Origin of the sequence: Neisseria arctica (genome assembly GCF_022870905.1) — a bacterium.
Taxonomy (GTDB): Bacteria; Pseudomonadota; Gammaproteobacteria; order Burkholderiales; family Neisseriaceae; genus Neisseria; species Neisseria arctica.
In genome coordinates, this window is sequence record NZ_CP091510.1 from 198,951 (window position 1) to 224,305 (window position 25,355).

22 protein-coding genes and 1 tRNA gene are annotated in these 25,355 nt (G+C 49.8%); 14 read left to right on the plus strand and 9 right to left on the minus strand.

Annotation, left to right across the window (positions count from 1 at the left end; translation table 11 throughout):
- Positions 1-171: 171 nt before the first annotated feature.
- From arsC to LVJ86_RS00910, 8 genes are all read left to right on the plus strand, one after another.
- Entirely contained in the window at positions 172-534 is a 363-nt protein-coding gene (gene arsC, locus LVJ86_RS00875; RefSeq protein ID WP_047761746.1) for an arsenate reductase (glutaredoxin), read from the plus strand.
- A 12-nt stretch (positions 535-546) separates the two neighbouring features.
- Positions 547-1,206: a YdcF family protein gene (locus tag LVJ86_RS00880; protein ID WP_047761745.1), complete on the plus strand. Its 660-nt coding sequence runs from the start codon at positions 547-549 to the stop codon at positions 1,204-1,206.
- A gap of 85 nt (positions 1,207-1,291) precedes the next feature.
- A complete protein-coding gene (locus tag LVJ86_RS00885; RefSeq protein WP_047761744.1) occupies positions 1,292-1,714 on the plus strand; it encodes a CopD family protein in 423 nt (140 codons plus the stop codon).
- Between the two features lie 27 nt (positions 1,715-1,741).
- Complete coding sequence (locus tag LVJ86_RS00890) at positions 1,742-2,218, plus strand: CYTH domain-containing protein (RefSeq protein ID WP_047761743.1); 477 nt, start codon at positions 1,742-1,744, stop codon at positions 2,216-2,218.
- A gap of 325 nt (positions 2,219-2,543) precedes the next feature.
- Complete coding sequence (locus LVJ86_RS00895; protein ID WP_268777909.1) at positions 2,544-4,061, plus strand: sodium-dependent transporter; 1,518 nt, start codon at positions 2,544-2,546, stop codon at positions 4,059-4,061.
- Complete coding sequence (locus LVJ86_RS00900; protein ID WP_047761741.1) at positions 4,061-4,153, plus strand: methionine/alanine import family NSS transporter small subunit; 93 nt, start codon at positions 4,061-4,063, stop codon at positions 4,151-4,153. Before LVJ86_RS00895 ends, LVJ86_RS00900 begins: the two co-directional genes overlap by 1 nt.
- 174 nt (positions 4,154-4,327) lie before the next feature.
- Positions 4,328-5,608: a glutamate-1-semialdehyde 2,1-aminomutase gene (hemL, locus tag LVJ86_RS00905; RefSeq protein ID WP_047761740.1), complete on the plus strand. Its 1,281-nt coding sequence runs from the start codon at positions 4,328-4,330 to the stop codon at positions 5,606-5,608.
- Positions 5,609-5,831: 223 nt separating this feature from the next.
- Positions 5,832-5,907, plus strand: a tRNA-Phe gene (locus LVJ86_RS00910).
- Between the two features lie 329 nt (positions 5,908-6,236).
- Here the strand turns inward: LVJ86_RS00910 and glnA are convergent.
- Positions 6,237-7,655: a type I glutamate--ammonia ligase gene (gene glnA, locus LVJ86_RS00915; RefSeq protein ID WP_047761739.1), complete on the minus strand. Its 1,419-nt coding sequence runs from the start codon at positions 7,653-7,655 to the stop codon at positions 6,237-6,239.
- Between the two features lie 451 nt (positions 7,656-8,106).
- Here glnA and aroE point away from each other — a divergent pair, with 451 nt between their 5' ends.
- The gene (gene aroE / locus LVJ86_RS00920) at positions 8,107-8,922 is read left to right on the plus strand and encodes a shikimate dehydrogenase (RefSeq protein ID WP_047761738.1); all 816 of its coding nucleotides are present in this window, start codon (positions 8,107-8,109) and stop codon (positions 8,920-8,922) included.
- Between the two features lie 5 nt (positions 8,923-8,927).
- Positions 8,928-9,611: a monofunctional biosynthetic peptidoglycan transglycosylase gene (gene mtgA / locus LVJ86_RS00925; RefSeq protein WP_047761737.1), complete on the plus strand. Its 684-nt coding sequence runs from the start codon at positions 8,928-8,930 to the stop codon at positions 9,609-9,611.
- A gap of 322 nt (positions 9,612-9,933) precedes the next feature.
- On the opposite strand, the gene dapB is transcribed toward mtgA, so the two are convergent.
- Together dapB and LVJ86_RS00935 are read right to left on the minus strand one after the other, a co-directional pair.
- The gene (gene dapB / locus LVJ86_RS00930; RefSeq protein ID WP_047761735.1) at positions 9,934-10,746 is read right to left on the minus strand and encodes a 4-hydroxy-tetrahydrodipicolinate reductase; all 813 of its coding nucleotides are present in this window, start codon (positions 10,744-10,746) and stop codon (positions 9,934-9,936) included.
- A 12-nt stretch (positions 10,747-10,758) separates the two neighbouring features.
- Positions 10,759-11,139, minus strand: coding sequence for an outer membrane protein assembly factor BamE (locus LVJ86_RS00935; RefSeq protein WP_047761764.1), 381 nt, complete (start codon positions 11,137-11,139; stop codon positions 10,759-10,761).
- Positions 11,140-11,288: 149 nt separating this feature from the next.
- Here LVJ86_RS00935 and fur point away from each other — a divergent pair, with 149 nt between their 5' ends.
- The 3 genes from fur (at position 11,289) to dapD (ending at position 13,447) form a co-directional block, all read left to right on the plus strand.
- On the plus strand, positions 11,289-11,717 hold the full coding sequence (fur, locus tag LVJ86_RS00940; protein ID WP_082131271.1) for a ferric iron uptake transcriptional regulator: 429 nt from the start codon (positions 11,289-11,291) through the stop codon (positions 11,715-11,717).
- An 86-nt stretch (positions 11,718-11,803) separates the two neighbouring features.
- The gene (gene aat / locus LVJ86_RS00945) at positions 11,804-12,529 is read left to right on the plus strand and encodes a leucyl/phenylalanyl-tRNA--protein transferase (protein ID WP_047761733.1); all 726 of its coding nucleotides are present in this window, start codon (positions 11,804-11,806) and stop codon (positions 12,527-12,529) included.
- A 99-nt stretch (positions 12,530-12,628) separates the two neighbouring features.
- Positions 12,629-13,447: a 2,3,4,5-tetrahydropyridine-2,6-dicarboxylate N-succinyltransferase gene (dapD, locus tag LVJ86_RS00950; RefSeq protein WP_047761732.1), complete on the plus strand. Its 819-nt coding sequence runs from the start codon at positions 12,629-12,631 to the stop codon at positions 13,445-13,447.
- A gap of 123 nt (positions 13,448-13,570) precedes the next feature.
- Here the strand turns inward: dapD and LVJ86_RS00955 are convergent, their stop codons facing one another.
- The 4 genes from LVJ86_RS00955 to LVJ86_RS00970 form a co-directional block, all read right to left on the minus strand.
- A complete protein-coding gene (locus tag LVJ86_RS00955; RefSeq protein WP_047761731.1) occupies positions 13,571-14,155 on the minus strand; it encodes a uracil-DNA glycosylase family protein in 585 nt (194 codons plus the stop codon).
- A gap of 74 nt (positions 14,156-14,229) precedes the next feature.
- A complete protein-coding gene (alr, locus tag LVJ86_RS00960) occupies positions 14,230-15,474 on the minus strand; it encodes an alanine racemase (protein ID WP_047761730.1) in 1,245 nt (414 codons plus the stop codon).
- Between the two features lie 184 nt (positions 15,475-15,658).
- Entirely contained in the window at positions 15,659-18,214 is a 2,556-nt protein-coding gene (locus LVJ86_RS00965; RefSeq protein WP_244702582.1) for a tetratricopeptide repeat protein, read from the minus strand.
- A gap of 24 nt (positions 18,215-18,238) precedes the next feature.
- Positions 18,239-20,533 (minus strand): Tex family protein, encoded by a 2,295-nt coding sequence (locus LVJ86_RS00970; protein ID WP_047760041.1) that lies wholly within the window; start codon positions 20,531-20,533, stop codon positions 18,239-18,241.
- A gap of 230 nt (positions 20,534-20,763) precedes the next feature.
- On the opposite strand from LVJ86_RS00970, the gene LVJ86_RS00975 reads away from it, so the two are divergent.
- On the plus strand, positions 20,764-22,527 hold the full coding sequence (locus tag LVJ86_RS00975; protein WP_047760040.1) for an acyl-CoA dehydrogenase family protein: 1,764 nt from the start codon (positions 20,764-20,766) through the stop codon (positions 22,525-22,527).
- A 113-nt stretch (positions 22,528-22,640) separates the two neighbouring features.
- Here LVJ86_RS00975 and pyk read toward each other — a convergent pair whose 3' ends face one another.
- Complete coding sequence (gene pyk / locus LVJ86_RS00980) at positions 22,641-24,110, minus strand: pyruvate kinase (RefSeq protein ID WP_047760039.1); 1,470 nt, start codon at positions 24,108-24,110, stop codon at positions 22,641-22,643.
- A gap of 511 nt (positions 24,111-24,621) precedes the next feature.
- Entirely contained in the window at positions 24,622-25,188 is a 567-nt protein-coding gene (locus tag LVJ86_RS00985; protein ID WP_047760038.1) for a gamma carbonic anhydrase family protein, read from the minus strand.
- Positions 25,189-25,355: the final 167 nt, after the last annotated feature.

The following is a 25,355-nucleotide window of genomic DNA, read 5'->3' on the forward strand; positions in this document are numbered from 1 at the left end:
TAAGGATGATTTCGGTTGTCGGATACAGAGGATTGGTAAATATCTTTCTACAACAGTCGCTATCCTGCGATGAAGCGGTTTACAATCGGGCTGGAAAAGCGCATGATGACTAAGCGGCAGTTTTTAGAGAAAAACGGCCGGTTTGGGCGACTTGGTCGGAAAGGAATTACCATGCCTTCAGATGTAACGCTTTATCATAACAACCGGTGCAGCAAATCACGCGCGGCATTGGCTCTTTTACAGATGCGCGGTTTGCGGACTAAAGTCGTCGATTATTTAGATACACCGCTTTCAATCACCGATTTGCGCGATTTAATGGATAAACTGGGTTTGTCCGATGCCCGTGCCATGATGCGGGTGAAAGACGATCTATACCGCGAGCTGGGTTTGGAGCAGCCGGATATAGATAATCACGCTTTGTTAAAAGCCGTTGAGAAATACCCGCAATTGCTCGAACGGCCGATTGCAGTGGCCGGCTGCCGTGCCGCGATAGGCCGGCCCTTGGAAAATATCGAGGCGATTTTGCCCGAGTGAGTTTTTGGAAATATGGTTTTTTCGCTTACCCGCAGCCGTAACGGTTTGCGTTATGCCTTATTGCGCGGATTTTTACTCAGCCTTTTTTTGGTGTCGGCCACATTTGCCTATTGCGTGTGGCAGGTTTGGCACATCGGTAATCAAACGTTGGCGGCAGATGCGCGCGCAGATGCTGCGGTTGTGTTGGGAGCGGCGGCTTGGGATACGCGCCCTTCGCCTGTATTTCGCGAACGCATCAACCATGCTTTGGCACTATATCAGAGCGGCAGGGTGGAAAAGCTGGTGTTTACCGGAGGGTCCCCGAAGCCGGGCTTTATGACAGAGGCCGAAGTAGGACGCCGCTATGCGATCAAACAAGGCGTGCGCAGCCGCGATATCATTTTTGAAAACACCTCGCGCGATACTTACCATAATTTGTTCAATATCCGCCCTTTGCTACGCAGCCATGATATCCAAACCGTGGTGATTGTCAGCGATCCTTACCACTTGGCCCGTGCCGCTGCGATTGCCGATGATTTGGGTATAAATGCTTATACTTCTGCAACTCCTACCAGCCGTTACAGCGAGTCGCGAAAGAAAAGAGAATTTCTGATGCAGGAAAGCTATGCGCTTTTTTTATATTACGGCAGCAAACTGGCCGATGATATGTTGGGCTGGCTGAGGATTTCCTGAATATCAATCCGATACCCACATGCTGCTGTAATCCTATCTGTTTTAACGCTACAATACGCCCATCTTTTCCAAGAGGCCGTCTGAAATGTATCCGTGGTTTAAACTGCTGCATGTCTTTTTTATTATCGCTTGGTTTGCGGGCTTGTTTTACCTGCCGCGTATTTATGTCAACCTGGCTCAGGTGGAGGCGGGCAACCGTGGGGAATACCAACGCCTGTTGGGTATGGCGGAGCGTTTGTTTAAATTTATGACGCCTTTGGGTATCGGCGCGGTGCTATTTGGCTTTGCCATTCCGTTTGTTACGGGCTGGTGGGGTTCGGGCTGGGTACATACCAAAGTAACGCTGAGCGTCATATTGCTCGGCTATCACTTTTACTGCTACCGCTTGTTGGTAGACTTTAAAGAAAACCGTAACCGCTATTCGCATAAATGGTATCGAGTATTCAATGAGATTCCGGTAGTAGTGATGGCGTTGGCATTGTATTTGGTTATCTTTAAACCTTTCTAAATTTTTCTATCAAGGCCGTCTGAAAATATGACTGTAGAAATCGAGCGCCGTTTTTTATTGCAAAACGATCATTGGCGTACGCTGGCCGGCGCGCCTAAGATATTGCGGCAGGGCTATTTGAGCGTGGAGAAAGAACGAACCATCCGTGTGCGTATTATCGGCAACCGGGCATGGTTGACTTTAAAAGGCTATATTTCGGACGTTTCGCGCAGTGAGTTCGAGTATGAAATTCCTTTGGAACATGCCGAGGTGATGATGGATACTATGTGTCCGTTTAAATTGGAAAAATACCGTTATGAAATCGAATACGCGGGTTTTGTTTTCGAAATAGACGAATATTTTGGCGAGAACGCACCGTTGGTCGTGGCCGAATTGGAATTGCCGTCTGAAAGTACCCCTTTCGAACGCCCTGAGTGGCTGGGTGAAGAGATTACTGCAAACGGCATGTTTACCAATGCCTATTTAAGCAAACATCCTTATTCCACATGGCCTCGAAGCCAATAAATTTACGCCGACTAGTATTTGAAATTACACAAAAAACCGCCAAAGAGACGCTGCATCGTACGTTTGGCGGTTTTTTGTTGCATAATCATTTTTTTTGCTGCAAACTTTTGCAAAGAAAAGCACGGAATCTGCCGGGCAGATTCCGTGCTTTTCTTTTATGTGTGGCCGAGCAAGATACAAAGGGGAAGGTGATTCAGGCTGGCAGGATGCTAATGTAGTGCTGCATAGCCGAAAGAAGTACCGTTTGATTTTGAACGGCTATAAAAACAACAAAATTTCAAAGTGAAAGAGTGCGCTTGAAAAGGCGTAACCTCGGAGGTGTATCGTGTCAAAAACACAACAACAATCAGAACGTGCGACTTTCTCCAGCCGGCGGATGTTTATGTTCGCAGCCATCGGTTCGGCAGTCGGTTTGGGCAATATTTGGCGTTTTCCTTATGTCACCTATGACAACGGCGGCGGCGCCTTTATTCTGCCGTATCTTGTAGCCCTGCTAACCGCCGGTATTCCGCTTTTATTCTTGGATTATGCGATCGGGCATAAATACCGCGGATCCGCACCGTTGGCCTTTCGACGTTTGAGTAAAAGTTTTGAAACTTTCGGTTGGTGGCAGGTATTGATCAATGTCATTATCGCCATTTACTACGCCGTGATTATCGGCTGGGCGGCCAGTTATACCTACTATGCTTTTAACAGCGGCTGGGGTGCCGATCCTGCTGCATTTTTCTTCGGCGATTTTCTAAAGATGTCGAAAGAGGTGGGGATAGGTTTTGATTTTGTCGATACTATCGTAGGCCCGTTGTTGGGCGTATGGATTGCCGTATTGCTGATTATGGCTTTGGGCGTGCAGAACGGCGTGGGTAAGTCTTCGGTGTTCTTTATGCCCCTGCTGACCGTGATGTTTATCATTTTGGTACTCAGCTCATTGACGCTAGACGGCGCAGCCAAAGGTTTGAATGCGCTGTTTACGCCGGATTGGAGCAAGTTGGCCGAACCAAGCGTATGGATTGCCGCCTACGGACAAATCTTTTTTTCACTGTCTATTTGCTTCGGTATTATGATTACCTATGCCTCATACCTGAAAAAGCAAACCGATCTGACCGGAGCCGGCTTGGTTGTGGGATTTGCCAATAGTAGTTTTGAGTTGCTGGCAGGTATCGGTGTCTTTGCCGCTTTAGGTTTTATGGCGGTTTCGACGGGCAAAGAGGTGAGCGAAGTGGCAACTTCGGGTATAGGTTTGGCTTTCATCGCATTTCCGACCATTATCGATAAAGCCCCTTTTGGCTCGGTAATCGGTGTGTTGTTTTTCGGCTCGCTTGTTTTTGCAGGCCTCACTTCTCTGATCTCGATTTTGGAAGTTATCATTGCTGCGATTCAAGATAAGTTGCGCTGGGGGCGTATTACTGCAACGTTTGCAGTCGGTTTGCCCCTGATGGTGATATCGACCATTTTATTCGGCACGACTACCGGCTTGCCTGTTTTGGATGTGCTGGATAAATTCGTCAACAGCTTTGGTATTGTGGCGGTCGGTTTTGCTTCTATCTGCTGCATCATGCTGACCAAACGTTTTGATATGCTGGCAGCCCACGTTAATTCGGTTTCTTCGCTGAAGTTAGGAGCGGGCTGGAAGTTGTTTGCCGGCATTATCACGCCGATCGTATTGGCCTATATGTTGGTATCTGAGGTTTTCAAGCTGGCCAAAGAGGGCTATGAAGGCTATCCTGCTTGGTTTGTCGGTACGTTTGGCTGGGCTATGGCTGTCGGCTTGGTGGTGCTGGCTTTTATCTTGTCAAAATTGGCTTGGCACGACGGTGCTGATAATTACCGTGAAGGAGAAGAATAATGAGTACCGGTGCAATCGTGATGATGGTAATTGCTTTGGTAGTGATTTGGGGCGGTTTGATTGTGTCCGTTCTGCGCCTTCCCAAAGAATAAATTGATATCCCTAACCTGCCTGCAAAGGCAGGTTTTTTATTTGCTGTTTGGTGGCAAAGTGGCGCTGCTGCTAAAATAGCGATTTAATACTGAATATACAGGCCGTCTGAAGCGTGTAACGGATAGGGATCGGAATTTTATTTTCAGACGGCCTAAATCAAATAAGGAATCATGATGAACCGTAACGAACAACTCTTCAACCGTGCAAAAGCCATTATTCCGGGCGGAGTTAATTCTCCCGTGCGCGCATTCGGTAGTGTGGGCGGCGTACCGCGTTTTATTACCAAAGCCGAAGGAGCTTATGTATGGGATGCCGAGGGTAAACGTTATATTGATTATGTCGGCTCGTGGGGGCCGGCAATTGTAGGTCATGCGCATCCCGAAGTGGTTGAGGCTGTGCGTGAAGCGGCATTAGGCGGACTGTCTTTCGGAGCGCCTACCGAAGCGGAAATCGTGATTGCGGAAGAAATCGCTAAAATCGTACCGAGCGTTGAACAGTTGCGTTTGGTCAGCTCTGGTACTGAAGCTACCATGAGCGCCATCCGTTTGGCGCGCGGTTTTACCGGCCGCGATAAAATCATCAAATTCGAAGGCTGCTATCACGGTCATTCCGATAGCCTGTTGGTAAAAGCAGGCAGCGGCTTGCTGACTTTCGGCAACCCCAGTTCTGCCGGTGTTCCTGCCGATTTCACCAAACATACGTTAGTGTTGTCATATAACGATGTCGCACAATTGGAAGAAACTTTCACCGCTGTTGGTGATGAGATTGCCTGTGTGATTTTGGAACCTTTTGCCGGCAATATGAATCTGATCAGGCCGTCTGAAAACTTTATCCATACTTTGCGCGCATTAACGGAAAAACACGGCGCAGTATTGATTTATGATGAAGTGATGACCGGATTCCGCGTAGCATTAGGCGGTGCACAATCGCTGCATGGTATTAAGCCCGATTTAACCACCATGGGCAAAGTTATCGGCGGCGGCATGCCTTTAGCGGCATTTGGAGGCCGAAAAGACATTATGGCTTGTATTTCACCTTTGGGCGGGGTTTATCAGGCAGGTACATTGTCGGGTAATCCGGTTGCCGTTGCGGCAGGTTTGAAAACCTTGGAAATTATCCAACGCCCCGGCTTCTATGAAACATTGGCTGACCGTGCTCGACAGCTGACTCAGGGTTTGGAGGAGGCTGCCAAAGCGGCCGGGGTAACTTTCAGTACCGATTTCATCGGCGGTATGTACGGTTTGTATTTTGCGGCGGAATGCCCGAACAGCTATGCGGATATGACACGTTCGGATATCGAAGCCTTTAAACGTTTCTTCCATGGAATGCTGGATAAAGGTGTAGCTTTCGGCCCCTCTGCATACGAAGCTTGCTTTGTTTCTGCCGCACATACGCCGGAGTTGATAGAAGAAACCGTAGCCATCGCACGGGAAGTGTTCGGCCAATCTGTTTGACATTTGTTTACAGGGGCAGGTATCAAGAATAAAACAGCGGGAGTCAGGCTGAATTGACTGTCCGCACGGTTTTTACTTGAATTGCCTGTCTGTATATAATGAATGAGCGTGAAATTATTTTTATAAAAAATAGCCGTTTAGAATTTTAGTTTGCTTTTTTTTTAGATAAAAGCTTGCGGATGGCGGGAAATTCTGTTTTAATACGCATCTCTCAGAGAGACAAGGCCAGATAGCTCAGTTGGTAGAGCAACGGATTGAAAATCCGTGTGTCGGCGGTTCGATCCCGCCTCTGGCCACCAAATAAACCGCTTTTTAAAAGCGGTTATTTTTTTTGCCTTTTATTTATGTGGTAGAGGATAGAAATAAAGCTTCTGGCTGGAAGTATACTCCTAACTTTTCAGACGGCATATTTAAGTATTCAACCTTATTGTTGCGAGAAAGATTTGCTTAAACCATTTGATGTCGTATCAGAAAATACCTTTATACGGCATAAATATTCTAACAAGCCGTCTGAAAGTTTTCAGACGGCTTGTCGGCAAAAAATGAAGATTACAATTTTGAGATAAAAAATATTTGAATAACAAAAAAACCGGGCGGTGTACGCCCGGTTTTTTTATACCGCTTTAGATTACAGAGAATAATACATTTCGAATTCGAGCGGATGAGGTGCCATGCGGATACGTTTCACATCTTCTTCTTTGAAGGCGATGTAGCTGTCAATCCAATCTTGGCTGAATACACCGCCGCGAGTCAGGAACTCATGGTCTGCCTTCAGGGCGGCCAGCGCTTCTTCTAAAGAAGCGCATACGGTCGGCACCAATGCATCTTCTTCAGGCGGCAGGTCATAAAGGTTTTTATCAGCAGGATCGCCCGGATGGATTTTGTTTTGGATGCCGTCTAAACCGGCCATCAACAGGGCGGCAAAGCACAGATAGGGGTTGGCCATCGGATCGGGGAAGCGTGCTTCGATACGACGGGCTTTGCTGCTGGCAACGTGCGGAATGCGGATGGAAGCCGAGCGGTTTTTGGCCGAGTAAGCCAGCTTGGTCGGTGCTTCGAAATGAGGAACCAAACGTTTGTACGAGTTGGTGGAAGGATTGGTAATGGCATTCAGAGCTTTGGCATGCTTGATAATGCCGCCGATGTAATAGAGTGCCATTTCGGACAGGCCGGCATAACCGTCGCCCGCAAACAGGTTTTTGCCGTCTTTCCAGATTGATTGGTGAACGTGCATACCTGAGCCGTTGTCGCCCATAATCGGTTTGGGCATGAAGGTGGCTGTTTTGCCGAAATTATGTGCTACGTTGTGGATAACGTATTTCATGTCTTGAGTCCAGTCGGCGCGCTTGGTGAGCGTGCTGAACTTGGTGCCGATTTCCATTTGGCCGGCAGTCGCCACTTCGTGGTGGTGTACTTCGACAGGAATACCGATTTCTTCGAGAATGTTTACGCAGGCAGAGCGCAGGTCTTGCCCTGAATCTACGGGGGCAACCGGGAAGTAGCCGCCTTTTACTGTCGGGCGGTGGCCGGTATTTTGGCCGTCGTAAGAAGTGCCGCTTGACCAAGCCGCTTCTTCGGAATGGATTTTATAGCGGGTGCCTTGCATAGAGGTTTCCCACTCGATGCCGTCGAATACGAAGAACTCGGGCTCAGGGCCGAAGAATGCGGTGTCGCCCAAGCCTGAAGATTTCAGGTAGGCTTCGGCGCGTTTGGCGATAGAACGGGGGTCGCGGTCATAGCCTTGGCCGTTTGCGGGATCAATCACATCGCAAGTAATGACAATGGTGGCATCATCATAGAAGGGGTCGATATAGGCGGTATCGGCATCGGGCTTTAAAACCATGTCTGATGCTTGGATGCCTTTCCAACCGGCGATAGAAGAGCCGTCGAAGGCTTGGCCGTTTTCGAACCATTCTTCCGGATCTTCCAGTACGATGCGGGCGGGTACGGAAACGTGTTGTTGTTTGCCTTTAGTGTCGGTGAAGCGCAGGTCGACGAAGCGGACTTCGTTTTCCTCGATCAGTTTGACAACATCTTTTACAGACATGGTTTTGCTCCTGATTGTTGGGAAGTATTACGATAAAAAGGCTGTTGCATACCGCTATTGTGCCACAAGCATGTCGTTAGAGGCACAGAGATTATGTAAAACATACCGCCGTGAGGTTTTTGTAATTAAACTTCATTTAAGCGGTTTTTGTATTTCAGACGGCCTTTTTCTCCGAAGCCGCCGTCATTCAAATGTTTAAAAGAAATATAAATTCCACTAGAAAAATTGTCAACAATTTATTCAAAAATTTTTATTGTATTACGCGGAGTGATTTTCGTTGGATTTAGTTAAACTACACGAAAGGATAGTGATAAAATCAAACCGCTTTCCATGCGGCAGTTTTATTCAAAAATAATGTAACGACCAAATTAGTGCGGCAAATTTTTTAACGTGCTCTGGTAGGCTAACTTGGTCAGCCTCCTTGCCGATATTCATTAAAGAGAGAAAATTAATGGCGAACCATAAGCCTCGTTATGCTGTTTTCGGCAATCCGATTGCCCATAGTAAATCACCGCAGATTCATGCCCGTTTTGCTTTGCAAGAAGGGGTGGAAATCGAATACGAGCGTATTTGGGCTGATGAAAGCGGTTTTGCAGAGGCAGTGGAAGCTTTTTTTGCAGCAGGAGGTTTGGGGGCAAATGTAACAGTGCCTTTTAAAACCGATGCTTATCACTGGGTGGATGAGCTTTCCGAGCGTGCCCGGGCGGCGGGGGCGGTAAATACGTTGATTCCGTTGGGCGGCGGGCGGTTTCGCGGTGATAATACGGACGGCATAGGTTTGGTGAATGATATCGTGCACGGCTGCGGTGTGGATTTGGCCGGTAAAAAGATTTTGATATTGGGTGCAGGTGGTGCGGTACGCGGCGTGATTCAGCCTATATTGGAGAAAAAACCGGAGGAAATTGTGATTGCCAACCGTACTGCGGCTAAGGCGGATAATTTGGCACGGCAGTTTGGTGTGACATCTTCAGGCTTAGCCGATTTACCCCATGCTTATTTTGATATCGTGGTAAACGGCACTTCAGGCGGTTTGAGCGGGCAACTACCCGAAATAGACGGGCGTGTGTTTGCCGCTTGTACCTTGGCTTATGATATGGTTTACGGTGCGGCGGCAGAGGCGTTTCTCGAATTTGCCCGTGCCAGTGGTGCCCGCCAAACAGCTGATGGATTGGGTATGTTGGTTGGCCAGGCTGCAGCGGCCTATGAGCTATGGCGAGACTTTGCCCCGGATGCCGATGTGGTTAAAGAATATATGCGGAAAGGTTGAAGGGGATGTTGAAATGGTTGTTGGCACTGCCTTTTGCGGCGGTGATCCTGTTTAATGCCTATGTTTATGGCAACATCATTACATATCGGGCAGTTGCGCCGCAGGCCAGCTCTTTCATGACGATGCGTATGAGTGAGTATCGTCAGGCAGGGAAACAAGTGGCTTTGGATTACCGTTGGGTGGCCTATGACGATATTTCCACTAATTTGAAAAAAGCCTTGATTGCTTCTGAAGATGCCAAGTTTGCCGAACACGGCGGCTTTGATTGGAGCGGGATCCGAAATGCGATAAAGCGTAACCAGCGCAGCGGGCAGGTTAGGGCCGGCGGTTCGACCATCAGCCAGCAGCTCTCGAAAAATCTTTTTTTGAATGACAGCCGCAGTTATATACGTAAAGTGGAAGAGGCTGCGATTACGGCCATGCTGGAGGCGACAACGGATAAAGACCGCATTTTCGCACTGTATCTGAATATGATCGAATGGGGGCCGGGTGTGTTCGGAGCGGAAGCCGCTTCACAGTATTTCTTTAAGAAGCCTGCCGCGGGATTGACCAAACAGCAGGCGGCCCAATTGGCGGCGCGTGTGCCGCGGCCTTTGTATTATGCGGAAAACCCGCGCGACCGCACATTACGCAACCGGACTAATATTATTTTACGGCGTATGGGCTCGGCGGAACTGCCTGAAAATTAAAATGCCGCCCTTTGAGAAGATAAGGCCGTCTGAAAGTTTCAGACGGCCTTAATTGATTCGTAGATTGTATTAGAAAAGCTGATAAACGGTTGGCCGCATAAAACGGATACTTGGTGTTGAAAGATTGTAAAACCGTATTTTGAGTAAAATGGCGCCGTGTTGGCCGGTGAAGTATAGAAGCGGTCGGAATAATCTGTTTGGCTGCGGTCTGGCGGATTTTGGGATATTAACCGGTAGTGCCCAAACTCCCGTGGGTTTTTAGCCGCAAAAAAGCCGTCTGAAAGTTTCAGACGGCTTTTCATGATGCATATCCATAGCAAGCTTAACTGTTTTTCAGCCCTAAAACGTCTTGCATATCAAACAAGCCTTTATCGTGGGCTCGCAGCCAAACCGCTGCGCGTACCGCGCCGGAGGCAAAAGTCATGCGGCTGCTGGCTTTGTGGGTAATTTCTACCCGCTCGCCGTCGGTAGCGAACAATGCCGTATGGTCGCCGACAATATCGCCTGCGCGCACGGTGGCAAAGCCGATGGTCGATGGGTCACGAGGGCCGGTATGGCCTTCGCGGCCATAAACGGCGCATTCTTTCAAATTACGGCCTAGCGCAGCGGCAATCACTTCTCCCATTCGCAGAGCGGTACCGCTGGGGGCGTCGACTTTATGGCGGTGGTGGCCTTCAATGATTTCAATGTCGTAACCTTCGTTGAGTACGCGGGCGACAGTGTCGAGTACGTGGAAAGTCAGGTTGACGCCCACGCTGAAATTGGCAGCAAATACAATGGCGGTTTTTTCCGCCGCCGCTGCAATCGCAGCTTTGCCCGCATCATCGAAGCCGGTGGTGCCGATAATCATCTTCACACCGTGTTGCACACATTTTTGCAGATGGCCGAGTGTAGGCTCGGGACGGGTGAAGTCGATTAATACGTCGCTTACGGCCAAAACGGCATCAACATCGCTGCTGATGGCAACGCCGGTTTTAATGCCTATAGCGTAGCCTGCATCAAGGCCGAGGGCTTCGGAGGCGGTATGTTCGAGTGCACCGCTCAATACGGTATCGGGATGTTTGCTGACGGCTTCAATCAATACGCGGCCCATACGACCGTTCGCGCCGGCAATGGCGATTTTCAACTGAGTCATAAAAATTCCTGTTTACGGATTGGCCTCGGAGGCAGTTTCGGTTTTTAACTGCTCGATGGCATATTCGATGGCATTACCTTCGGCACGGGTCAATCGGTCGTCGGTGAAAAAGAGTGTAAGGGTACGCTGTTCTTCCAAAACACCATTACGTGCGGTGTTGTAAGTGTAGTCCCAACGGTCGGCATGAAACGGATCGCGCAGCAGCGGGGTACCGAGCAGTAGTTGCACTTGGTCGCGGCTCATACCCGGTTGCAGGGAAACCACCGCGCGCGGATCAAGCTGGTTTCCTTGCACGACTTGCAGCTTGTAAGAGGGGAAGTTGGAAACACGCTCAACGGAGCAGGCAGCCAGGCCGAGAAGGGCCGCCAAAGCTAGGCATAAGGGTTTGTTCACGATGTTACCTTTCATGCGGTAGATGAGGTTTTAGGTTAGCGCGTATCGAAAAGTTCGACAATTGAAAACCTTTATCATCTGATAGTGGGCAAAGCTGCTAAAAATGCGTATTATAACGACAATTACACTACACGGGTATGGAAACCATTATGGACAGCAATATCGCTCAATTAAAAGACAGTGGCCTGAAAGTGACCGGCCCGCGTTTGAAGATTTTGGATTTGTTCGAGCAGCATGCCGAAGAGCATTTGAGTGCCGAAGACGTTTACCGTATTTTGTTGGACGAAGGCATTGAAATCGGTGTGGCGACTATCTACCGCGTACTGACCCAATTCGAACAGGCCGGTATTTTGCTGCGCCATCACTTCGAAACTGGCAAAGCGGTATATGAATTGAATGCCGGCGGTCACCATGATCATATCGTTTGCGTAAAATGCGGTAAGGTTACCGAATTCCACAACGACGAAATCGAAAAACTGCAAGATAAAATCGCAGAAGAAAATGGTTACCGCATTGTTGATCATGCGCTGTATATGTACGGCGTATGCAGCGAGTGTCAGAAAAAAGACAAACGCTGAGCCTGTATTGTGCAAATGTTTCAGACGGCCCGGGCGGAACGGTTCAGGCCGTCTGAAAATATATTGGTAAGGCCCGATTGGAAACTATGGATATTCCTGTGTTGGATCCCGGCATACCGTTCTTTCCCGATGCGGCGGAGGCAGTGGCACGGAGAGAGGGTTTGGTGGCGGTGGGCGGAAGTTTGCGCCCCGAATGGCTGCTGACGGCTTATCCGCAAGGTATTTTCCCGTGGTTTTCAGAGGGCGAACCGATTTGCTGGTGGGCGTTGGCACCGCGTACCGTGCTTTATCCTGATAAACTGCATATCGGCCGTTCATTGGCTAAAACACTGCGTAACAAGCCTTATGCGGTTACTGTTAACCGTGCGTTTGCCGAAGTGGTTGCCGCTTGTGCCGCCGCGTCCAGGCCGGGGCAAAACGGTACTTGGATTACCCGTCGGATGCGTCAGGCTTATGAGGAGTTGCACCGTATCGGACACGCCCATTCTTTCGAATGCTGGTATCCTGATGGGGAAGGCTGTTTGAAATTGGCAGGCGGACTATATGGCGTACAAATCGGCAGCGTGTTTTTCGGTGAGTCTATGTTTGCCGCTGTTTCCGATGCCAGTAAAATAGCTTTTGCCCGAGCCGTACCTTATTTGGCGCAATGCGGTGTAAAAATGATTGATTGCCAAATGGATACCGAGCATTTGGCACGGTTCGGTTCTGAAAACGTCGGCTTCGAATATTTTCAGACGGCATTGCAGCAGCTGACCGTGCAGCCGTTACAGCGTCCACTGCTTACCGAGACCATATTTTCCAACATCGGTTAAGTGGAAAAATTTTACCCGGCGGCTATTTAGCCGCTCAATAATACGATTTAAAAACAAGCACATTGTGCTTTTGATTAATCTCATTTCCAAGGAAGATTTATGTCATTACAAAATATTATCGAAACCGCGTTTGAAAACCGCGCCGATATCACTCCGGCCAGCGTTAGCGCCGAAGTCAAAGAAGCCGTATTGGAAACCCTGCGTCAGCTTGATTCGGGCGCGTTGCGTGTGGCCGAGAAAAAAGACGGCCAATGGGTTGTGAACGAATGGGCGAAAAAAGCCGTATTGCTTTCTTTCCGTATCCAAGACAACGAAGTCCAAAACGACGGCGTAAACAAATATTTCGATAAAGTGCCGACTAAGTTTGCCGATTGGAACGAAGAAGAGTTTAAAGCCGCCGGTTTCCGTGCCGTACCCGGTGCAGTTGCCCGTCGCGGCAGCTTCGTAGCCAAAAACGTTGTATTGATGCCTTCATATGTGAATATTGGTGCCTACGTAGACGAAGGCACGATGGTTGATACTTGGGCTACCGTAGGTTCTTGCGCCCAAATCGGTAAAAACGTACACCTTAGCGGCGGCGTGGGTATCGGCGGTGTATTGGAACCGTTGCAGGCTTCCCCCACCATCATCGAAGACAACTGCTTTATCGGTGCGCGTTCGGAAATCGTGGAAGGTGTGATCGTTGAAGAAGGCAGCGTGATTTCTATGGGCGTATACATTGGCCAATCTACTAAAATTTACGACCGTGAAACCGGTGAAATCCACTATGGCCGCGTACCGGCAGGTTCGGTAGTGGTATCCGGCAGCTTGCCCAGCAAAGACGGCAGCCACAGCTTGTATTGCGCCGTGATTGTGAAAAAAGTAGACGCGCAAACCCGTGCTAAAACCAGCGTAAACGAATTATTGCGCGGCGTGTAATATCTGTATTGCACAGCAATGATGAAAAAATGCCGTCTGAAAACTTTTCAGACGGCATTTTCAATGAGAAGTTGGTTAACCAAACCAATTCTAATGGCACGGTTTGAAAATATACCGGGAAATTTACAGCAAACCCACAGCTCTAAAAAATGCTGCATACGCTTCGGCTTTTTTCACCAAAGGCAAAGGATAGGCTCGCGAAGAAGAGGGCAAACGGAATAACTGCAATGCACGCCCGGCAAATACCGTTTCCGAGCATTGACCTATAACAGGCTTAGCCGTTTCAGGCGGCATCATTGTCAGCAGCGTTTCGGTTGCCAAATCGCCGGTTGTCATCACCGCCTTGCATTGTGGTATGGCAGTCAATAACGCCGCCAAATCCACAGGTTCGACAATCTGTAAAAACTTATCCGCCGCATTGCCCTGCAAACGCCGTACCCGATAGCCCGTATCGCTGATGGCAATGCCTTTTTCAATGAGAAAATCCCGAATCAGTGCCTCTTTAAAAGCCTTGCCGCCTGCTTCGACGAAATAATCTTTGTCTGCAAAAAATACCAAGCCGAAAATCCGCCACATATCGTTTTGGAAGTTCGGATAATAAAAATCCATTTTCCAGCGCGTACGCGGCGGCGGAAACGAGCCGAGCATCAGCAATTTGGCATGAGCAGGCAGAAAGGGGGGTAAGGGATGGGTTTCGGTTTCGTTCATTTTTTTCAGACGGCCTGTTGCCGATTTCTCGGCAGCTCCGCTATGTCGATATTGTTTCTAAAAATCACCAAGGCTTACTGTTCGGCGGGTTTGGGCAGTTTGGGGTTGGAGTTGCCCCATACGGTGTATAAATCAGCCAACAGGGCGTCGTTGATTTCCTCTACTTCGCTTTGCGTGATTTCCGCGTTGCCTTGTTTGCCGAAAATCACCACTTCGTCATCCGCTTGGATATCGGGAAAATCGGTTACATCAACCATCGTCGTATTCATAGATACTTTGCCGACTACCGGCACTTTATGGCCGCGGATCAACACATGGCCTTTGTTGGTGAATACGCGGCGGTAGCCGTCTGAATAGCCGAAGGGCAGGTTGGCCAGACGTGAATCGCGTGTTAGGGTGAAGGTGCGGTCGTAGCCTACCGTGCTGCCTTTGGGATATGAGTTGACGCTGCCGACTTTGGTTTTGAACGACATAATATATTCATACTCCGGCCGCTCGTATACCGGTTCGCCAAACAAAATGCCCCCCGGGCGCACCATATCGTACCAGCCCTCTGGCACTTCCAAAGATACAAACGAATTGGCGGCGTGAATGGTTAATTTTTTACGGTCGAGTTTGGCATGCCGTACCAACCATTTCCAATCGCGGTCGAAAACCTTCAAGCCTTTTTTCACATCGTCTTTATCCTCTACCGGAAAATGCGTCATGATGCCGGTGATTTGCAGGTTCGGCAGTTTCGTGATGGCTACGGCTTCTTTTTTGCCGGCGGCAGACGACATATCCAAGCCGTTACGGTCCATGCCCGCCGAGTTTAGCGACAGATGGAAACGCAGTTTCTTACCCGCTTGTGCCGCCAACCGGTCTGCGGCTTGCGCTTGGTTTAAATTGCCGAACAGCTCTTCCATATCATATTGCAGGCCGTCTTTGATTTCACCCAAAGAAGCCGTGCGTACCCGTGCGATCACGCCTTGGTAACCGTGCGCACGCGCAACCCGTGCTTCTTCGTTGCTGGCGATGCCGATGCAGGGGATATCGTGTTTGATGATTTCGGGCATCAGCAAATCAATGCCGTTGCCGTAAGCGTCGGCTTTTAAAATAGCGCAGATTTTTGCTTTGCCGTTGAGGTGTTTTTTCATGGCTTCGAGATTACGCCCATAAGCGGCAGTATCGATTTCCAGCCAAGCGTTGGTATTGTCGCGGGTAACTTTCGAGGGCTGCTCGGAGGCAACAGTAAGCGGCGGGGCAGCCAATGCAGGAGCGCCAAGCAACGCAGCGCTGATGCAGACAGCCAGAATTTTCGGTAAATAGGGTGCAGACATCGTGTTTCTCCTTTTTAAAATAGAAAATAGGTGAAATGATTGGCAATATGGTATGAAAATAATTTTGGAAAGCCTGATGGGCAATCTTGCAGAATACCGTACTAACTTAAGAGGTTAACGGATAGCGCAATTAATCTCTTTTCCAATGTTATTCTGATGTTATTCTGATTCTTCGCATATGCGGCTATGCCTTACCGCGAAACGGATTATGTGAAATACATACTTTCGCTTTATCTTCCAGTATCTTGCGGAAAAAATCTTCATGGTTGCGCGCACCGGGAGAAAGATACATTTTATCCAGATGCGTTTTCACATCCGGTTCATATTCAACGTACATTTGGCTGTTTTCCCAATTGATGCGGATTTTATCATCGGATAACGAAGTGATATAAATCATACGGCACTCTTGCTCTTCTTCAAAAGCCGAATGCTTAATCAGATACTGCATCGGCTGCAAAATAAATGCCAGAATTTCTGTGGCTTTTTGCAGATTTGATGGTTTATCTTTGATATCTGCCTCATCTTGTAAGGCTTTCACTTCCTCTTTAATTTCCTTCAGCAAATCTCCAACCTGCTTCTCCATCTCTTGTATTTTTTCTTGATAGTCTTGCCAAGCCTTAGTGGATTTTTCCGAAGTATCAGAGTTTGAATAATGCTCGCGATAAAAAGTTACTTTATCTCGGTGGGCAAGGGCTAGGTATCCGCTTTCCGGCTCTAGATATATGCAGCGATACAAAGCCTGCTTGGGAAGATATGAAGAAGTATTTTTTTTAGCCGGCTTATCTTCATTATTTTCCTGTAGAGGTATTGTGTTTAAGATGGATGTATTGGTTGCTTGAGAGGCAATGAATTTCACCCTGTTTACATTACTATCTTTATCAAAGAAAGTTTGCTTAAGCACTAAGCTCACCCCGGAAGCCTCAAGCCCTTGTTCTTTACCATACAAACGAAACTGGTTGAGGCTGTCGTGATTAAAGGTAAAGCAGCTGATAAACACGCTCTCTTGAAAGTTATCCAGCTGTTGGTAGATTTCCGTATTAATACAGTCTTGATTGCGCAAATATTGATAGAAAACCAAACCCTCCATCGGATCATTAACATTTTTAATCGTATTTAAACGGAAATGGGAGGGTTTGGCATTATCCAAATTATTAAGCACATTCCATGCAATACCGGGGCGTGTATAGTGTGCGACTTTTGATTCTTCTGATGTGGCTTCCCCTTTAATTTGTAAAAGGCCTAATAGCTTGCGAATAAAATCTAAAATATTTTTAAAATGACTTTTTGCAGGATCAGTAAGTTTGGAATCCAACACCTGAATCATAGCTTTAGCTTCATAATAAAACAGATTTTTACTTTTCTCGAGAGCTTGAATTGCTCTATCTGCATCACCTTTCTGTGTTAAGGCAAGGCCAAGGTTAAACTGTGCTATTGCATAGAGTTCTGGAAAATCTTCCTGCCGAACCTTTTGGTAGGCAGTGATCGCTCCTTCCGTATCACCTTTCTGTTCTAAGGCAAGGCCAAGGTTAACCTGTGCTTTGGAATATTCCTCTTTTGAATCTTCCTGCCGAACCTTTTGGTAGGCAGTGATCGCTCCATCCGTATCACCTTTCTGTGTTAAGGCAATGCCAAGGTTAAACTGTGCTTTGGCATATGCTTCTTTTGAATCTTCCTGCCGAACCTTTTGGTAGGCAGTGATCTCTCCCTCCGTATCACCTTTCTGTATTAAGGCAAGGCCAAGGCTAACCTGTGCTTTTGCATACAGTTCAGGCGAATCTTCCCGCCGAACCTTTTGGTAGGTAGTGATCGCTCCTTCCGTATCACCTTTCTGTTCTAAGACAAGGCCAAGGTTAAACTGTGCTATTGCATAGAGTTTTGGAAAATCTTCCTGCCGAACCTTTTGATAGGCAGTGATCGCTCCTTCCGTATCACCTTTCTGCTTTAAGGCAAGGCCAAGGTTAACCTGTGCTTTTGCATATGCTTCTTTTGAATCTTCCTGCCGAACCTTTTGGTAGGCAGTGATCGCTCCCTCCGTATCACCTTTCTGTGTTAAGGCAATGCCAAGGTTAAACTGTGCTTTTGCATACAGTTCAGGCGAATCTTCCCGCCGAACCTTTTGGTAGGCAGTGATCGCTCCCTCCGTATCACCTTTCTGTTCTAAGGTAATGCCAAGGCTAAGCTGTGCTTTGGCATATTCCTCTTTTGAATCCTCCTGCCGAACCTTTTGGTAGGCAGTGATCGCTCCCTCCGTATCACTTTTCTGTGTTAAGGCAATGCCAAGGTTAAACTGTGCTTTTGCATATGCTTCTTTTGAATCTTCCTGCCGAACCTTTTGGTAGGCAGTGATCGCTCCCTCCGTATCACCTTTTTGTATTAAGGCAAGGCCAAGGCTAAGCTGTGCTTTGGCATATTCCTCTTTTGAATCCTCCTGCTGAACCTTTTGGTAGGCAGTGATCGCTCCCTCCGTATCACCTTTTTGTATTAAGGCAAGGCCAAGGTTAACCTGTGCTTTGGCATATTCCTCTTTTGAATCCTCCTGCTGAACCTTTTGGTAGGCAGTGATCGCTCCCTCCGTATCACCTTTCTGTGTTAAGGCAATGCCAAGGTTAAACTGTGCTTTTGCATACAGTTCAGGCGAATCTTCCCGTTTTATTTGTCTCCAAAGAGCAATCGCTTTATCCAATTTCCCTTGTTCAGCCAATGTTTTGCCTTGGTTTAATAAATAGGCTGCTTTCTCCATTTATTTATTCTCCTCAAAAATCCCTTATCTTTTTAACTTTGCAAACGCATCCGCCATAGCCGAGTTTGCAAGGGCGTTGTTGCGTTCGTTTTTTAAGCCGCCGGAGTGTTTTTGGTGGCGGTTTCGGGTTTCAGACGGCCTTTCGCTGTGTTTGCCCGATGTTCCGGCTTCATCATCCAGCCGCATAGTGAGTGCGATGCGTTTGCGGGCGGCATCTACTTCGACTACTTTCACTTTTACTACGTCGCCGGCTTTTACCACTTCGCGCGGATCGGAAACGAATTTGTTCGAAAGGGCGGAGATGTGGACGAGACCGTCTTGGTGTACGCCGATATCGACGAATGCGCCGAAGTTGGCAACGTTGCTTACCACGCCTTCGAGAATCATTCCGGGCTTTAAATCGCTGATTTCGTTGATGCCTTCGGCAAATGTGGCCGTCTGAAACTCGCCGCGCGGGTCGCGCCCGGGTTTTTCTAGTTCGGCGAGGATATCCATAACGGTGGGCAGGCCGAATTGTTCGGTAGTGTACTGGGTGGGTTTGATTTGTTTGATTTTTTCACGGTTGCCGATCAGGTCTGCGGCTTTGATGTGCAGATCATCGAGCATACGGGCGACTAAGGGATAGGCTTCGGGGTGGACGGCGCTGGCATCCAGCGGTTCTTTGCCGCCGTTGATGCGTAAAAAGCCGGCGGCCTGTTCGTAGGTTTTTTCACCGAGGCGCGGTACTTTCAGCAGTTGGCGGCGGCTGTCGAATGCGCCGTGTTCGTCGCGGTAGGCAACGATATTTTGGGCAAGCGTGCTGTTGAGGCCGGAGATGCGGGCAAGCAGCGGTACGGAGGCGGTATTCACATCCACGCCGACGGCGTTAACGCAGTCTTCTACGACGGCATCCAGCGATTTGGCAAGTTGGCTTTGGTTGACGTCGTGTTGGTACTGGCCGACGCCGATGGATTTGGGGTCGATTTTCACCAGTTCGGCCAGCGGGTCTTGCAGGCGGCGGGCGATGGAGACGGCGCCGCGCAGGGAAACGTCTAAATCGGGGAATTCTTTGGCGGCCAGCTCGGAGGCGGAGTAGATGGATGCGCCTGCTTCGGAAACAACGATTTTATGCAGCTGCATTTCGGGCAGGCCTTTTACCAGCTCGGCTGCGATTTTATCGGTTTCGCGGCTGGCGGTGCCGTTGCCGATGGCGATCAGTTTCACTTGGTGTTTTTTAATCAGGTTTGCCAAAGCAGCCAACATATTGTTTTCTTGGTGCAGATATACGATGACGGTATCCAAGAGTTTGCCGGTATCGCTGACAACGGCGCATTTCACACCGTTGCGGTAGCCGGGGTCTAGGCCGAGGGTGGTCAGGCGGCCGGCGGGGGCGGCCAGCAGCAGATCTTTGAGGTTGCGGGCGAATACGGTGATGGCATCGGTATCGGCGTTTTCTTTCAGGCGGTTGAAGGCTTCCAGCTCGAGGGAGAGGAAGATTTTGGCGCGCCAGGCCAAACGCACGGTGTCGCGTAACCATTTGTCGGCGGGGCGGCCTTTATCGTCGATGTTGAAGTGTCGGGCGATCAGTTGTTCGTATTCGCTTTGCTCGGTAATCGGGGTTTCGTCGGGTTGGTATTTCAAGGTCGTCTGAAGAATGCCTTCGTTGCGTCCGCGTAATACGGCTAAGGCGCGGTGGCTAGGCATGGTGCGGACGGCTTCGCGGTGGTCGAAGTAATCGGTGAATTTTTCGCCTTCGTTTTCTTTGCCGGCGATTACTTGGGCGTGGATCTCGGCTTCGGCCCACAGTTTTTCGCGCAGACGGCCGATGAGCTCGGCATCTTCGGCAAATTGTTCCATCAGAATGGCGCGTGCGCCGTCCAGTGCGGCTTTGGTATCGGGTACGTTGTCGCCCAAATAGGCTTGGGCGGCGGTTTCGGGGTTTTCAGACGGCGTGTTTAAGAGTAGGTCGGCCAAGGGCTGTAAGCCGTTTTCACGGGCGATTTGCGCTTTGGTGCGACGCTTGGGTTTATAGGGTAGGTAGAGATCTTCAAGGGTGGTTTTATTGTCGGCGGCTTCGATGGCGGCTTGCAGTTCGGGCGTGAGTTTGCCTTGTTCTTCAATGCTTTTTAATACGGTGGCTTTGCGCTCTTGCAGTTCGCGCAGGTATTGCAGCCGCTCGGCTAGGGTGCGTAGTTGGCTGTCGTCCAACCCGCCGGTGGCCTCTTTGCGGTAACGGGCGATAAAGGGAACGGTGGCGCCTTCGTCCAGCAGTTCGACGGCGGCAGTGATTTGGGCAGTGGTGGCGGAAAGTTCGTTGGCAAGGATTTGGGTAATGTTCATTATCTGAATTAATAGTGTTATTGGAAAAAAGTAAGCATAACGGGCAGGGCGGGATTTGTCATCTGCAAGAGGCCGTCTGAAAAATACATTTTTATCGGTGCTTGACGGCAAGATTAAAACTAGAGATCTGACTCCAAAAAAGTTGTGAAAAATGCGGGTGTTCGGCTTTGCAGGCGGTAGGTTTGCGGCTAAAGTATCCGGCATCCTAAGAATAAGTTATCGGAGAAATGATGAATTACCAAGTGCCTTTAAATGAATTGCGTTTTGCCCTGCGGGTGCACGGCAGTTTGCCTGAAGTGTTGGCTTTGCCTTCTTCAGACGGCCTCGATGCCGACACGGTGGATGCGGTGTTGGAGGAGGCCGCTAAGTTTGCAGAGCAGGTGTTGGCGCCGACCAACCGTACGGGCGATTTGAACGGTGCCAAGCTGGTGTCGGGCAAGGTGGAGACCCATCCCGATTTGGTGCGCGCTTATGAGGAATACCGCGACGCGGGTTGGATCGGTTTGCGCGCGCCTGCCGAATATGAAGGGCAGGGGTTGCCGGCGGTAGTGGCGGCGGCTTGCGAGGAAATGTGGTGTGCGGCGAATTTGTCGTTCTCGTTGCTGCCGATGCTGACTTTGGGCGCAGTGGAAGCTTTGCTGAACCATGCCGACGAAGCGCAAAAGCAGACTTATCTGCCCAAGATGAGCCAAGGCTTATGGAGCGGCACCATGAATCTCACCGAACCGAATGCGGGTACGGATTTGGGGCAGGTGGCGGCAAAAGCCGTGCCGAAAGAAAACGGCGCGTATGCGGTGAGCGGTCAAAAAATCTTCATTACTTGGGGCGAGCAGGAAATTACCGAAAATATCGTGCATTTGGTGTTGGCACGCTTGCCCGATGCACCGGCGGGCGTGAAGGGCATTTCGCTGTTTATCGTACCGAAGTTTTTATTGGATGCCGAGGGTAATCCGGGTGAACGCAACCGGGTTTCGGTAGTAGGCCTGGAACATAAACTGGGTATTCATGCCAGCCCCACTTGCGTGATGCAGTTCGACGAAGCCGAAGGCTATTTGGTCGGTGAGGCAGGCAAGGGTTTGGCGTATATGTTTACCATGATGAACCATGCGCGCTTGGGTGTGGGCATCGAAGGGCATGCGGTGGCGCAGCGGGCTTACCAAAATGCGTTGGCCTATGCCAAAGAGCGCGTACAAAGCCGCGGCATCGGCGGGCAAAGCCAAGTACCGGTAGCGATTATCAACCACCCCGACGTACGCCGTATGCTGCTGGTGCAAAAAGCGACGCTTGCCGCGCAGCGTGCGCTGTATATGCGGGCAGCGGCCTGTATCGATACCATGCACGGGCATGAAGATGAGGCCGTGCGTGCCGAAGCTTCAGCCGTATTGGATTTTCTGATTCCGATTGTGAAGGCATGGAATACCGATAACGGTACGGTGTTGACTAATATGGCCATGCAGGTGTTCGGCGGTATGGGCTATATAGAGGAAACAGGCATGGCGCAATATGTGCGCGATGTACGGATTACGCCGATTTACGAAGGTACGAACGGTATTCAGGCTTTGGATTTGATCGGCCGAAAAACCGCCGCTAATAATGGAAAAACCGCCGAACTGCTATTGGCGGAAGGCGAAAGTGTTGCGCGGGAACTCGCCGCACAAGCCCCGGTAATGGCAGAATCACTCCGCCAAGCATTGGCTTTGGCACGGCAAAGCGTAGCCGCGGTTGTGGCTCAGATGGCGGAAACACCCGAATCGGCGGCAGCGGTTTCGCATGCCTATCTGCATCAGATGGGCTGTACTTTAGGAGCGGTGGCAATGGCGCGCCATTGGTTGGCAGCTCAAAACGAAGCGGTGGGGGATGAAGAGTTTTATGCGGCCGAGCGGCATACGGCGCAGGTTTACTTTGCTTATGTGCTGCCGCAGATACAAACTTATGCGGCGCAAGTGGTAAACGGCGGAGAAACTTTGATGGCCGTACCTTTGTCGGCGTTTTGATACTGGACAAGAGGCCGTCTGAAATATCAGATAGAGATTTCCCCATAAAAAAAGCAGGCTTGGATGCCTGCTTTTTCTTTTGCCATATTTTCAGACGGCCTGATCATGGTAATTTACAGAACGCGGAAAATTTGCAGCGTATCGGTGCTGCCGCTCTCGCGCATACGCGAGCCGCTGGTGATGATGTATTGGTCGCCGCTATGCAAAACATTGCGTTCCAATAGCATGGCTTCTACTTCGTCCAAGGCAGTATCGTGGTTGGTACTGGTTGCCAAACGCAACGGACGCACGCCGCGGTACATCGCCATACGGCGTTGGGCGGAAATGCTGGGTGTGAGTGCGTAAATCGGCAGCTGGATGCTGTGGCGGCTGATTTCGAAGGCGGTGCTGCCGCTTTCGGTCAGCGCGACAATCGCTTTGGCTCCGATGGCACGGGCGACTTGTACGGCTCCGCTGGCAATCGCCAAGTTGGGGCTGACGGCGGCTTCTTGGTGTACGTCTTCCACGCCGTTGAGAGAATCTTGTTCGGCTTCTGCGGCGGCACAGATAATCGCCATTTGGCGCACGGTTTCAAACGGATAGGCACCGATGGCGGTTTCGGCGGAACACATTACCGCGTCGGTTCCGTCCAGCACCGCATTGGCAACGTCGCTGACTTCGGCGCGCGTCGGTACGGGGTTGGTAATCATGCTTTCCATCATTTGCGTGGCGGTGATGCTGAAGCGGCGTAGTTCGCGGGCGCGTTTGATCATGCGTTTTTGCAGGGCGGGAACGGCGGCATTGCCTACCTCTACCGCCAAATCGCCACGGGCAACCATGATGCCGTCTGAAGCCAAAATAATTTCATCAAGGTTGGTAATGGCTTCCACACGCTCGATTTTTGCCACCAAGCCCGGGCGTACGGCATCGCTGCCTTGCATTTCCTGTTCGACCAAATTGCGGGCAATCTGCATGTCTTCGGCAGATTTTACAAAGCTGACGGCCAGATAGTCGCAACCGATGGAAACGGCGGTTTTGAGGTCGCGGAAGTCTTTTTCGGTAAGCGCGCCGGCGGAAAGTCCGCCGCCTTGTTTGTTGATGCCTTTGTTGGATTTCAGTTTGTGGCTGTTTTGTACGGTAGTGAGGATTTCATGGCCGCGTACTTCGTCTACGGTTAGTGTAAGCAGGCCGTCGTCCAGCAGCAGAATATCACCCGGTTTGACGTCGTCGGGCAGGTTGCGGTAATCAAGGCCGACGCGTTCGCGGTTGCCTTCGCCTTCCAGTGCGGCATCAAGCAGCAGTTTTTCACCAGCATTAAGTTCGATAAAGCCGTTTTCCAGCTTGCCGACACGGATTTTAGGGCCTTGCAGGTCGGCCATAATGGCGACTTCGCGCCCGGCACGGCGGGCGGCTTCGCGGACGATTTCGGCATTTTCGCGGTGGAATTCGGCGGTGCCGTGGCTGAAGTTGAAGCGGACGACGTTTAGTCCGCCGACGCGGATCATATCTTCGAGCAGCTCGACGTTGTTGCTGCCCGGGCCCAGTGTGGCAACGATTTTGGTGTTGTGGCGGATGCGGGTGAGGTCGCGGATAGGTTTGCTCATACGGCTATTCCTTCAATAGGACTCGGTTTGGGTTTGTGAGGTTTAATACACCGTTGCAATACGGTGCCAAATCATTTGGTTTTCTGATGAACTGCCATCGTAGCGGCATAGGTTTGTGCAACCGGTGGATGGCGAAAGTCCGTTTATATTTTGGCGGGATGTTTGATTGCCGGCGGGGTATGCGGGTTGCGTAAAATCTTGGTGAAATTTTAACCTGAAAATTTAGATTGTAGTTATAAAATTACAGTTTTTTATGATTTAGGCCAAGGTAGGCAAAAGAGTGGGGATCGAAAAAGTTTGGGTAATTCTATAATTTGAGAAAAAGGTATTTGTGTAATAGTGGGTTGTAGAGCAGATTGGGCAGGCTGTACGATATTGGGAAGTAAGACATTGTGTAATATTACTTCAATATTTTGTGGAGAGGCTCGGACACTTATCGACACACTAAAAAACCGGCGATGCTTATGATGAAGCATATGCCGGCTTTTTTGAGGAGTGGTCTGATAAACCCTTACTTATTTTCAAGGCCGTCTGAAGTTTGTTTGGCGGTTTTGAGATAGTTTTCCGATACGCGGATATAGTGGGCGGCAGAAGCAACCAATTTGCCTTTTTCTTCTTCGGTAAGCGGGCGGATTTGTTTAACGGGGGAACCGACATATAAAAAGCCGCTTTCCAACCGTTTGCGGGGCGGCACCAGGCTGCCGGCACCTATCATGACATCGCTTTCGATTACCGCATCATCTAGGATAATCGTACCCATACCCACCAATACGCGGTCACCTATGGTGCAGCCGTGCAGCATCACTTTATGACCGATGGTAACGTCTTCACCGATAATCAGCGGTGAGCCTTCGGGTTTGGCCGCCGATTTGTGCGAAACGTGCAGCATGCTTAAATCCTGAATATTGCTGCGTGCGCCGATAACGATGTGGTTTACGTCGCCGCGCAATACGGCGCAAGGCCAAACGGAAACGTGTTCGCCCAGTGTGACTTCGCCGATAATGACGGCGGCAGGGTCGATATAGCAATGTTCGGCAATTTGGGGTAGGTGATCCAGATAAGGGCGGATAGGATTCATTGATGGTCTCCGGTAGAGTGGGGCGCGCCGCATTCAAGCAGCGGCGGAAGCTCCGATGTCGGTTTTGTTCTTTTCAGGTAAAGACCGTAGGGTTTTCAGACGGCCTCAGGCAGATTGTAACAGCTGGAGGCGATGGAACAAGCTTATCGTAAAAGAAAGCATTATAA